Source organism: Sutterella sp. KLE1602 (genome assembly GCF_001578585.1).
GTDB classification, from domain to species: domain Bacteria; phylum Pseudomonadota; class Gammaproteobacteria; order Burkholderiales; family Burkholderiaceae_F; genus Sutterella; species Sutterella wadsworthensis_A.
This window is the reverse complement of record NZ_KQ968525.1, coordinates 62,317-73,296: the sequence shown is the minus strand read 5'-3', so window position 1 is coordinate 73,296 and position 10,980 is coordinate 62,317. Positions and strand designations below refer to the sequence as shown.

9 protein-coding genes and 1 tRNA gene are annotated in these 10,980 nt (G+C 63.7%); 7 read left to right on the top strand and 3 right to left on the bottom strand.

Translation table 11 applies throughout. The features are described from left to right. From HMPREF3036_RS04945 to HMPREF3036_RS04930, 4 genes are all read left to right on the top strand, one after another. Window positions 1–1,399 (top strand): FAD-dependent oxidoreductase (locus HMPREF3036_RS04945; protein WP_197457939.1); only part of this gene is annotated, 1,399 nt, incomplete at its 5' end. A 221-nt stretch (window positions 1,400–1,620) separates the two neighbouring features. Beyond that, window positions 1,621–1,767 (top strand): dihydroneopterin aldolase, encoded by a 147-nt coding sequence (locus HMPREF3036_RS04940; RefSeq protein WP_231289389.1) that lies wholly within the window; start codon window positions 1,621–1,623, stop codon window positions 1,765–1,767. A 12-nt stretch (window positions 1,768–1,779) separates the two neighbouring features. After that, entirely contained in the window at window positions 1,780–3,312 is a 1,533-nt protein-coding gene (locus tag HMPREF3036_RS04935) for a disulfide bond formation protein DsbI (protein WP_062332080.1), read from the top strand. A 516-nt stretch (window positions 3,313–3,828) separates the two neighbouring features. Next, window positions 3,829–5,523 carry a carbon starvation CstA family protein gene (locus HMPREF3036_RS04930; protein ID WP_062332077.1) on the top strand — a complete coding sequence of 565 codons (1,695 nt, stop codon included), beginning with the start codon at window positions 3,829–3,831 and terminating at the stop codon, window positions 5,521–5,523. Window positions 5,524–5,636: 113 nt separating this feature from the next. On the opposite strand, the gene HMPREF3036_RS04925 is transcribed toward HMPREF3036_RS04930, so the two are convergent. Beyond that, window positions 5,637–5,960 carry an HU family DNA-binding protein gene (locus HMPREF3036_RS04925; protein WP_005436778.1) on the bottom strand — a complete coding sequence of 108 codons (324 nt, stop codon included), beginning with the start codon at window positions 5,958–5,960 and terminating at the stop codon, window positions 5,637–5,639. Between the two features lie 139 nt (window positions 5,961–6,099). Between HMPREF3036_RS04925 and HMPREF3036_RS04920 the strand changes: the two genes are divergently transcribed. Beyond that, a tRNA-Ile gene (locus HMPREF3036_RS04920) sits at window positions 6,100–6,176 on the top strand. 61 nt (window positions 6,177–6,237) lie between these two features. Here HMPREF3036_RS04920 and HMPREF3036_RS04915 read toward each other — a convergent pair. Together HMPREF3036_RS04915 and HMPREF3036_RS04910 are read right to left on the bottom strand one after the other, a co-directional pair. Then, window positions 6,238–7,194, bottom strand: coding sequence for a DMT family transporter (locus HMPREF3036_RS04915; protein WP_005436776.1), 957 nt, complete (start codon window positions 7,192–7,194; stop codon window positions 6,238–6,240). 145 nt (window positions 7,195–7,339) lie between these two features. Beyond that, a complete protein-coding gene (locus HMPREF3036_RS04910; RefSeq protein ID WP_062332075.1) occupies window positions 7,340–8,587 on the bottom strand; it encodes an MFS transporter in 1,248 nt (415 codons plus the stop codon). 159 nt (window positions 8,588–8,746) lie between these two features. Here HMPREF3036_RS04910 and HMPREF3036_RS04905 point away from each other — a divergent pair, with 159 nt between their 5' ends. Together HMPREF3036_RS04905 and HMPREF3036_RS04900 are read left to right on the top strand one after the other, a co-directional pair. Next, entirely contained in the window at window positions 8,747–9,646 is a 900-nt protein-coding gene (locus tag HMPREF3036_RS04905) for a LysR family transcriptional regulator (protein ID WP_005436773.1), read from the top strand. Window positions 9,647–9,867: 221 nt separating this feature from the next. Further along, window positions 9,868–10,917, top strand: a complete 1,050-nt coding sequence (locus tag HMPREF3036_RS04900; RefSeq protein WP_062332072.1) for a hypothetical protein — start codon at window positions 9,868–9,870, stop codon at window positions 10,915–10,917. Window positions 10,918–10,980: the final 63 nt, after the last annotated feature.

Here is a 10,980-nt window from a genome sequence, read left to right as displayed (position 1 = left end):
CCCCGCCGTGCTCGCGGCCGATGCGAACGCCGTCCGCTGGAGCGAGGTTCACGACGTGGTGATTGCGGGCGCGGGCGGCGCAGGTCTTGCCGCCGCCGTCATGGCGGGCAGCATTTCAAAGGACGTCGTCGTCCTCGAGAAGACCCAGGACGTGGGCGGCAACACGCGTCTTGCCGACGCCTTCAATGCGGTCGACCCCGCGGTCCAGAAGCCGCTCGGCATCGAGGACTCGCCCGAGCTGCACGCCCGCCAGATGCTCGAGACGGGCCGCTGGTGTGCGGATCCGAAGCTCGTCGAGACCGTCGCCACGGGTGCGCCCCGTGCGCTCGCCTGGCTCAAGGAGCTCGGCGTGCGGTTCGAGCCCGGCGTCTATCAGGTCTACGGCTCCCTCTGGCCCCGCACGCACAGTCCGTCCGAACCCGAGGGCTCGGGCTACATCCGTCCGCTCCTCTTCAAGTGCCGCGAGCTTGGCGTCTCGATCAGAACGGGCACGAAGGTGCTGCGCGTCATCCGCAACGGGCTCGAGGGCCCCGTCCTCGGCGTCGAGGCCGAGCGCATGAACGGACGGCGCCTCTTCATCCGCGCCAGGCGCGGCGTCGTGGTGGCCACGGGCGGATTCGGCGCGAACGCCGAACTCGTCGGGCGCTTCGCCCCGAGGCTCGGGCACCTTCGCTCGACGAACCTGCCCGGCACCACGGGCGACCTGATCGCGCCGCTCGAGGACATCGGCGCGGCCGCCGTCGGCATGGACTTCTTCCAGCTTCTCCCCGGCAGCGCGGAGGACGGCCGCTTCATCGGCGCCGCCTCCACCGTCGAGCGCATGATCTTCGTCAACCGCGCGGGCGAACGCTTCATCGCTGAGGACAGCCCGAGCTCGAAGCTTTCCGCCGCCGTCCTCGCCCAGCCCGGCGGCATCGCCTTCCCCATTCTCGACGCCAACGGCTACTCGGCCATGCGCACGCTCTCGCGCGCCATGTTCGACCGCGCCCTCATGCGCGGCGACGCCTTCGAGGCGAACTCCATCCCCGAACTCGCCTCCCTACTTCAGATCCCCGCCGAAGCCCTCGTCGCCACCGTCGAGGCCTACAACGAAGCCGTCGAAACGGGGCACGACCCCGTCGGCCGCAGGGCCGTCGTCCTCATGCACCGCATCGCCCGACGCCCCTTCTACGGCGCCAAGGTCACCATGTGCGTCAACTGCACGCTCGGCGGCATTGCCATCACCCCGCGGGCCGAAGTGCTCGACCGACACGGCCGCGTCATCCCCCGCCTCTACGCCGCGGGCGAGGTCACGGGCGGCGTCCACGGCGCAAACTACATGGGCGGCAACGCCCTCTCCGACGTCTTCACGTTCGGACGCATTGCGGGTGAAAACGCTGTGCAAGAGCCGTTTGCGTGAGATACAAAGTTCGTACCGCATACACGCTACGGCATTCTCCCTAGCCCCGCCCATTGTATATAATCCACGGCCTGCGTATTCAAGAAACACTGTGTTGCAGGGGGTTGCGTTATGCAACGATGCAGTACATGTTTCCTTGGTGCATTTCCGTTCCCCGCCTGATACGGCGGGCTCGAAGTACTCAACCTTATAGGCTGATCATGGAATTCCTGGAATTTCTTATGCTCACCGCCGCCATGCTGCTTCTCATCTTCAAGCCTGAGAAGGAAAAGCTTGCGTGGGGGCTCCTCATCGTGTCCTGGGCCGTCGTCGTCCTCATGTACGTCGGTCACGTCTCCAACGCCATCCTCGGCGTCCTCAACATCTAAGGAGAGCCGATCATGACGAACTATGCTCTTCCCGTCAACGACAAGGACATCTCGAAGGCCAAGACCTTCTACGACCTCATCTGCTGGGGCGGTCTCCTCATCGTTCTTCTTCCCGTCGGCATCGCCAACGTGATCCTCGGCTACTTCATGGGCGACTCTCCCTGCACGCTGTGCTGGGGTCAGCGTCAGGAAATGGCCTACATCGGCGTCGTCGCGCTCTTTATGGTGCGCTATGGCTTCAAGCCCAAGTACCTCGCCACGATGCTCGTGATGGCTGCCGTCGGCCTCTACATGAGCTTCCGCCACTACGGCAACCACGCCATGCGTGACGTCGGCCAGGGCTTCGGTCTTGACGTCTTCGGCATCCACACCCAGTTCTGGGCCGAAATCGTCTTCTGGTGCGTCGTCTTCCTTTTCGGTCTCGCCGTCTACCTCGCCCCGCGCTTCGACGCCCTCGTGGCCGAATTCAAGGGCAAGGCCTTCCGTCCGATGACGAAGTTCAACCGCGTCGCCTTCGGCATCGTCACGGCCATCATCGCCTCGAACTGCTTCCAGGCCCTCTGGTCCACCGGCGTTCCTCCGTTTTGGGGCCAGGGTGACCCGGTCCGCTTCTCCTTCAACCCGAAGTATGTGATCTGGTCTTCGGACAGCTGGGAAGGCATGTGGTCCGGCATCGACTTCCTCGGCAAGCGCAACGTGAAGGATCCCGACTTCGCCTACAAGCCCAATGCCGCCAAGCTCGGCATCGAGTTCAAGCATGACGCCGCCGACGCGCCCGTCAAGCTGACCGGCGCCCTCTCGATCGCGAACATCCGTCCGATCGAAGGCGTGGACGCCAAGGTCAACACGATCTCGAAGATCAACGGCCAGTACCTCATCGGCTCCAAGTACAGCTTCTGGGCCCTTGACGAGTCCCTCAAGCCGGTCGTCTCCGCCGCTTATGATCCGTGGTACTCCGCCAACGTCCTCGACCTCGTGGCCATCACGCCGTACAAGGACGACGCCTTCATCCTCATGGGCTCCAACAAGTCGCTCCTGCGCGCTCGTCTGAACCCGAACGGCGACGACGTCAAGAACTGGGGCAACTTCACGGCCGGCCGCACCCAGGTCGAGCATGTCGGCGGTCTTGGCCGCGCCCGCGTCGGCACTGAACGCGCCAAGTTCTCCTACGTGCACTCCGCCGCCTCCGACGGCCGCTACGTCTACACCGCCACGGTGCCCGACAACCGCAACAAGAAGACCTTCGTGATCTCGAAGGCCCTCATGTCCGACTGGATGCTCTCCGGTGAATTCGTCCCGTCCGCCGACCTCAAGGAAGGCCGCACGCTCGGCGAACTCTACGTGACCGGCATGGTCTACGAGAACGGCAGCCTCTTCGCTGTCTCCAAGAACCACAACGTCCTCGTCGAAATCGACGTGGCCGCTGAAAAGGTCGTCAACGCCTGGTCGATCCCGGCCGAGCTTACCGACGTCCGCGGCCTCGTGAAGACGGGCGACACGTTCGAAGTCGTCGACACGAACCGCATCGTCACGCTCAAGAAGTAATTCTTGCCAGCCGTCAGTGCTTGATCGGGCCGGCTCCCTGCAGGGAGCCGGCCCGATTTTTTCCTTTCCTCCCCCGCGCACCATCTGCGTGCGCACGCACCATCAACGCCTCGCGCCGCTCCCCTTCACGGTGCAGAAATCCCCTTCTCGCCCTCAAGAAAAACTCAGGGCGAACATCCTCCGATAGATTTCCGCAATATCCGCCTCCCGCGCCCCTTCGGGCGCACGTCCGATGCGTTTTCGAGCGACGACCGCCCGAAAACGACCTCCCGACGAGCGTTTTCATTTGACCGTCACTTATAGGCGACACTTTCGGGATAAGCCGATGTTCCAAGGAAGGGCCAGCTTTCCTCAAGCCGCCTAGGCTGAACATCCATGAGGCTTTCTCCCTAAGCCCTATGCCTTATAAGGCAAAGAGCCTAGTCACCTCTGTGCGACAGGCATTTAGAGTAGCAAATGAAGGAGGCCCTCTCGACCTCCCGACATACAAGAACAACTTTTCAGGATGATCTACAGATGAACGGTCTCACTCTCATGGCTGTCGTGATCGTCTGCCTCTGGCTCGGCTACCACTTCTACGGTCGCTGGCTCGAAAAGACATGGGGCATCGATCCGAACGCCAAAACACCCGCCGCGCTTCGCAACGACGGCAAGGACTATCAGCCCGCCTCCCGCCTCTCCGTTTTCGCGCACCAGTTCACGTCCATTACGGGCGCCGGTCCCGTCACGGGCCCCATCATTGCCGCCATGTTCGGCTGGCTTCCCGCGCTTTTGTGGATCATCATCGGCGGCATCTTCTTCGGCGCCGTCCAGGACTTCACGGCTCTCTACGCCTCCGTCAGGAACGGCGGCAAGTCCATGGGCATGATCATCGAGCAATACGTCGGCCGCTTCGGCCGCCAGCTCTTCCTCGCCTTCTGCTGGCTCTTCACGCTTCTCGTCATCGCCGCCTTCGCCGACATGATCGCCGCGACGTTCAACGGCTTCACGAAGACGGGCGAACAGAACATGCCCAACGCTGCCGCCGCCTCGATCTCCATGATCTACATCGTCGGCGCCGTGATCTTCGGCCTCTTCCAGAAGTACGTCAAGCCCTCGAGCGGCCTGCAGCTCGCCGTCGGCATCGCCATGATGATCGCCATGCTCGCCATGGGCATCGCCTGGCCGATCTACGCCGATGCCGACACCTGGCGCGTCGTGGTCTTCCTCTACGCCTTCGCCGCTTCCGTGATGCCGATGTGGATCCTCAAGCAGCCGCGTGACTTCCTCTCGATGTTCCTGCTCTTCGGCATGATCATCGCCGGCGTCGTCGGCGTGTTCGTGACGAACCCGACCATCAACATGCCCGCCTTCGTGGGCTGGGAGGTGAAGGGGCTTGATCTCTTCCCGATCCTCTTCGTGACGATCGCCTGCGGCGCCATATCGGGCTTCCACAGCCTGGTGTCCTCCGGCACGTCCTCCAAGATGATCGCCAATGAAACCGACATGCGTCCCGTCGGCTACGGCGCCATGCTCGTCGAATGCGTCCTCGGCGCCCTTGCCCTGACCATCGTCTGCGCCGCCGCCTCCACGACGGGCCAGCTGCCCTCGGGCACCCCGTTCCAGCTCTTCTCGGGCGCTGTTGCCGGCTTCCTGACGAACACCTTCGGGCTCCCCGCCGACATCTCCGCCTGCGTTCTGACGATGTGCGTCTCCGCCCTCGCCATGACCACGGTCGACGCCGTGGCCCGCATCGGCCGCATGAGCTTCCAGGAGCTCTTCGCCACGACCGACGGCAGGGAAAAGGGCCCCGTTGCGAAGTTCCTCAGCAACACCTGGGTCTCCACGCTGCTCACGCTGGGCGGCGGCTGGTTCCTCTGCCTCGCCGGCTACATGAACATCTGGCCGCTCTTCGGCTCCGCCAACCAGCTCCTCGGCGCCCTCGTCCTCACAGCGCTCGCCGTGTTCCTCCAGAGTACGGGCCGCAAGGGCTGGATGCTCTGGGTCCCGATGACCGTCATGTTCGTCGTCACGATGACGGCCCTCGTCCAGGCGCTCCTCAAGATCGCCACCGCCTGGAGCGCAGGCACTTTCGTCTTCATGACGCACGGTCTGCAGGCCATCATTGCCATCGCGCTCATCGTGCTCGCGCTGCTCGTCGTCTACCACTGCGTCGGCCGCCTCTTCAAGGGCGGCAAGCAGGACGCAGCCGGCGCCACCAACGCCGCGTAATGCACCGAACCTCCGGTCCCGAGCACACGGGACCGGTTCCCGGAAAAGCCGAAGCCCCCGCACCGCAAGGTGCAGGGGCTTCGTTCTGTTTGATTCGGATCGTCAGGACGCAATCAGGCCTTTCGTTCCGTGCGCGCGTCGATCGCCTCGCGCAGGTCCTTGCCGGCCCTGAAGATCACGACCCAGCGTGCGGGGGCGTAGACCTTCTCGCCCGAGCGCGGATTGCGGCGCATGCCGCCCTGACGGTAGCGAGGTGCGAAGGAGCCGAAGCCCCTGATCTCGATGCGGTCGCCGCGAATCAGCGCGTTCTGCATCGCATGGAGGATGGTGCGGAACGCGTCGCGCGCCTTGCTCGTCGGAATGTCCGGAAACGCGTCCGAGAGTTCGTCTGCGATTTCGCCGCCCGTCACCATGCGGCATTCGGTAGTGTCGCTCATGTCTCAAGCCTGTATGTGGAAAGGTCCCCGTATGATATCCCATCCCGTCGCAAAACGCCTTCCCGCCGATGCGCGACGCCCCCAGGGCTTGAGACGGCATTTGATCTTGCCGAGGCCTCATGATACAATTCGCGCTCCTGCGCCCTTAGCTCAGTCGGTTAGAGCAGGCGACTCATAATCGCTTGGTCGCTGGTTCAAGTCCAGCAGGGCGCACCAAGACAAGAAAGGCGGCTTCTCACAAAGCCGCCTTTTTTCGTTTTCCGTCGGATTTCCTCTGCTATTTGTCCGCCTGCGCGGACATGCGCCTTCTGCGGCGCACGAGGCCAATGTGCTTTGTCTGAACCATGAAGAGGCCCGCGAGCACGAGGAGCGAGCCCGCCACGAACGGCAGTCCGATCCTGTCGCCGAGGATGAAGACCGAGAAGAGCACGCCGAAGAGCGGCGTCATGAAGACGAGGATCCCGAGCCTTGCCGCCAGATACTGCTTGAGGAGCTGACACCAGACGAGGTAGCTCGCGAACGCCACGACGAAGGTCTGGAAGCCCATGGACGAGAGCATGAGAGGCGTGAGCCCGATGTGCGTCTGTCCGAAGAGGATCGCGCAGGGCAGGAGCACCGCGAAGCCCGAGGCGAGCTGGCAGAAGAGCATCTGCGAGGCGGGCGCCTCGTTCATCGTCGTGGCGCGCATCGAGATCGTCGTGAGCCCCCAGCAGAAGCCCGACATCAGGCCGAAGAAGTCGCCGAGCAGCCACATCTCGCCCTCGGGCACCGCACTCCCCGAAAGAAATACGGGCAGCAGGAACGCGGTCGCAATGCCCGTGAAGGCCGTCACGAGGCCCGCCCACTGAATGGCCGAGAGACGCTCCTCGGGGAGCTTGATCGAGAGCCCGATCGCCGCAAAGAAGGGGGCCGTGTAGAGCAGCACCGAAATGTGCGAGGCGTTCGTGTACTGGAGGCCGAGCGCCACGAAGAAGAATTCGCCCGCAAAGCCCAAGCCCACCTTGAGGGCGTCCGTGAACTTCACGTTCATGTTCCACTTCTCCCTGAGCCAGAAGCGGTTGGCACACCAGAGCAGGAAGGCCGCGCCGCCCGAGCGCAGGGCCACCTGCATCAGGGGGCCGATGTCGGGCGCGCTCGCCTTGATGGCGGTCTGCTGAAAGCCCCAGATCATGCTGAGAACCACGCAGATGAGGAAGGCCCGGAGGTCTACGGGACGATGGACGTCGCTCTTCATTTTGTCTTTTTTTGGCTGGCTGTGGGTTGGATGACGCAGAATTTGCGTGCGCACGCAAGTCGACGACGCCGCCTCACGCTTGTGTGAAGGCGGCGTCCCGGGCCCGCCTGCGGCGGGAGACTCACATTCTACGCCTGACGGCGGTTCAAGATTTCGCGGTGAGCTGCCTGCTCACGCGGATTTCGTTGAGAAGCGCCATCATGAGCAGCGCGGCGATGAAGAGAAACGCGGTCTCGAGCGACTTGTGCTGGGCGATGAAGCCGAGCAGAGCGGGGCCGGCCATCAGGCCGCCGTAGCCGATCGTCGTGACGGTCGTGATCGCGGACGTGGGATCGCATCCCTTGACAGACGAGGCGGCGGAGATGAGCACGGGCGCGATGTTGGCGATGCCCAGCCCCATCACGAAGAGGCTTGCGAAGAGCACGACCGGACTGTCGGTGAGGACCATCGCGACGAGCGTGCCGATGTTGAGCAGCATGCCCGTGACGAGCACGCGGGCGCGGCCGAAGCGCTCGACCATACGGTCGCCCATCAGGCGGGCAATGGCCATCGCGATCACGAAGAGCGTGTAACCGACGCCTGCGGCCTTGAGGTCGACGCCGCCCACCTGGTGGACGTAGATCGCGGACCAGTCGAGCATGGCGCCTTCGGCGAGGAAGACCGACATGCACACGAGGCTCAGCATCAGGATGCGTCCCCTGGCGGGCGCAAAGACCATGCCCTCGCTCTTCGCAGCCGAACGGCCCTCGGCGGGGGAGACGCCCGAAAGCGCCCACAGAAGAACGGCGGCGAGCACGACCATCAGGCCGCCCACGACCCAGAGGAGCGGCACGCCGAGCACGAGCAGGCCCGTGATGGCGCCCGCGGAGACGACTTCGCCCACGGAGTACGCGGCGTGAAGGCCCGACATGAGGGGATGCCCCGCCTCCTTCTCAAGCTGCGCGCCGTAAATGTTCGCGCTCACCTCGAGGCAGCCGAGCGTGACGCCGTAGAGAAGAAGGGCCGCACACTCGATGCGGAAACCCGGAATCATCGCCAGCACGACGAGCAGCAGGCAGGAGAGCACGCCCGAGGCGGCAAGCGCCGCGCGATTGCCGAAGCGCGTCGAGACCGTGCCCGCAATCGGCATGCCGAAGAAGGAGCCGATGCCGAGGCCGAAGAGCAGCGTGCCGAGCACCGCGGGTTCGAGCGAAAGCTCGGTCTGCACGAAGGGAATGATGGGCGCCCAGCTCGCGACGGTGAAGCCGCCGGTGAAGAAGCCCGCGCGCGCGGCGAAGAGCCTGCGGCGCATCTTCGCATCATGCTGCGGCGTGCTGTCCGGAGCCTTCTTCGGGCTGTTGTGAAGGGTGTTCTGATTGGAAAGACGAGTGGTGTTTTGTTCTTGTATCGACATAAGGACCTGCGTGGGTAGTCAGGACACCGTCATTTTCTCATTCAAAATTCGATCTCTCAAGATGGATTCCATCGGATTTTTGATAGACTGAAAGCGCCATCGCCCGTCCTGGGCGGACTTCGGGCATTCGGTCCCATTCAAAACGGAGCGTTTTCAGTCATGACGATTTCGATCGAAGAGATGAGGAGCTTTGCCGCCGTTGCGGCGCAGGGCACCTTTTCGGCCGCGGCCCGTGCTCTCGGGCGCAGCCAGTCGGTGGTCTCGACCCACATTGCGGGCATGGAGAACGAGCTCGGCATCAGGCTTTTCGTGAGAGGCACGCCCGCGAAGCTCACCCCTGCGGGCGAGGAGCTCCTGCCCGGCGCCCTGCGGGTGCTCAGGGAGGCCGAGCGGTTCGAGAGCCGCGCCTCGGAGCTCTTCAGGCTGCCCGAGCCCCTTCTCTACATGGGCATCGACATGGCGCTCGAGCTGCCGCTTCTCCTTGATCTGCTGCGCGACTTCTCGCGCCAGTTCCCGTCGGCGCGCCTCCAGCTCGAGAACATCTCGAGCTCGGAGTCGAACTGGTTCTTCCGGCGTTCGCACATGACGATGGCGGTCATCTTCTCCTCGAGGCCCGACCCCGAGTGCGAGGAGCATCTCATCGGACTCGCGCCCCGCGCGGTGGCGGTCTCGAAGAAGCATCCGCTCGCGGCAGTCGAGCGCCCCTCGATCGAGGCACTTCAGGGCGTGCGGCAGATCGTCGTCAACGCCCGCGACAGCGAGTCGGAGTCCCCGATCACCGTGAGCCCCGACGTCTGGGAGGTCGACGGCGCACAGTGGGCGATCGGGCTTGCCGCCAGAGGCGTGGGCTGGACGATCGTGCCCCGCGCCGTCGCGATGACGCAGCCGGGCCTGCGCTCCTCCCTCGCGCTCCTCTCGGCCCCCTTCGACCTGCCGCCCGAGCGCCTCATCCTGCGCACCAAGAAGGACGAGGTCCCGCCCGTCTTCGCGAAGTGGTGGGCCGCCGCCCTCAGAAAGACCGCACGCCGCCTCGGACTCGTTCAGCCCGAATCAATGTGACGATTTCCGCCCGCCTCTGTGACGGGCGGTCTGAAAACGAGCGCGGGATCGGGACTTTCCCGTCTTTTTTGCAAGAAAATGCGCGTTTCGGGCACGTTTTCGACACAATGACGCTCAAAACAGGCTAAAGTGTTTTCAAGCCGGTTTCTTTCGGATCCACTTGTCAAATTGAAGTTTTCAATAAAACGGCACTTCAACGCGGCACAACACGGTTTTCCACCATGAAAACGCTCCTTCTCAAAGACAGTTCGCTGCGCGTTTCGGTGATGAGCTTTCATCACGAGATCGTCTACAGCGTGATGCGCGCCTACTTCGAGGCGCTCGTCAGTCACGTCCTCATCTGGAACGAGCGTTCCTACGGACTCCTGTGGAACACCGAGATGGTGGAGGACATCTCCGAGCGGCTTCGCTTCTTCTCCAAGGATACCAAGCGCTGGCGCGTCTATGCAGTCCTCTTCGGCGTCATCAACTTTCGCCGCGAACTGCGAATCGTGCCCTTCAGAGATGCGCTTGAGGAGCACATGAGCACGGGGCTCAACGTCTCGGCCGTCGCCGTGATCGACGTGCACCGCATCTACGAGACCTTCGGCACGAAGAACGTGCCCGAGGACGTCCTTGAGGACTTCGTCAACAAGTACAACGCCTGGCACAACTCGTTCGAGTGGTTCGTGCGCCTTTTTGAAAACGGCCGCCTCAAGAGCGAGAACCGCGTCTGCCGCACGATGGACGACGTGATCATGTGGCTCAAGCACCAGCCCGAGCTCGTCAACGTGCGCATCACGCCCAAGCAGTTTGCCGACGCGCGAGCCGACGTCGAGTCCGACTTCGGCATTCTCGTGAAGAAGAACTTCGTGCTCACAGGCATCAACGCCCTCAACAGACTCGAGTTCCGCGACGGCGCCATGGCGCTGCGCGTCGCCTTCGACGACCTCGTGCGCGTGCACTCCGAACTGCACGACCCCGAATCGATCGGGAGCGTCTTCTGGAGCGCCGACAGCGTCGTGGCGCTTCTCGCCAACGGCATCGGCTTCAGCATCAAGCGCGACGACATGGGATTCGTGCGAATCTCCGCCCCCGTGGGCACGCCGCTGCACATCGTCGACGGTCTCAGGAACATGCTCCTGGCCTTCCAGGGGGCCGCACCCGACCGCATCGAGATCGCCGAGTCGGACGACATCTCCGTGCAGAGCGTCATCGACGGTGAAGGCGCCATCCCCACGCTCAACGAGTGCCACCGCGCGCTCTGCGAAGCGATCGGCCGGATCCGCTGACGCCCCTGACGAAGCCTCACAAAAGGAAGGGCCTGCATCTTCCGGATGTCAGGCCCCCTTTTC

What these genes read in the sequence shown, in the direction of transcription:
- HMPREF3036_RS04930 (WP_062332077.1), top strand. Translation starts at nt 3,829, where the DNA reads ATGAACGGTCTCACTCTCATGGCTGTCGTGATCGTCTGCCTCTGGCTC.
- HMPREF3036_RS04900 (WP_062332072.1), top strand. Translation starts at nt 9,868, where the DNA reads ATGAAAACGCTCCTTCTCAAAGACAGTTCGCTGCGCGTTTCGGTGATG.
- HMPREF3036_RS04925 (WP_005436778.1), bottom strand. Translation starts at nt 5,960, where the DNA reads ATGAGCGACACTACCGAATGCCGCATGGTGACGGGCGGCGAAATCGCA.
- HMPREF3036_RS04910 (WP_062332075.1), bottom strand. Translation starts at nt 8,587, where the DNA reads ATGTCGATACAAGAACAAAACACCACTCGTCTTTCCAATCAGAACACC.
- HMPREF3036_RS04940 (WP_231289389.1), top strand. Translation starts at nt 1,621, where the DNA reads ATGCTCACCGCCGCCATGCTGCTTCTCATCTTCAAGCCTGAGAAGGAA.
- HMPREF3036_RS04905 (WP_005436773.1), top strand. Translation starts at nt 8,747, where the DNA reads ATGACGATTTCGATCGAAGAGATGAGGAGCTTTGCCGCCGTTGCGGCG.
- HMPREF3036_RS04935 (WP_062332080.1), top strand. Translation starts at nt 1,780, where the DNA reads ATGACGAACTATGCTCTTCCCGTCAACGACAAGGACATCTCGAAGGCC.
- HMPREF3036_RS04915 (WP_005436776.1), bottom strand. Translation starts at nt 7,194, where the DNA reads ATGAAGAGCGACGTCCATCGTCCCGTAGACCTCCGGGCCTTCCTCATC.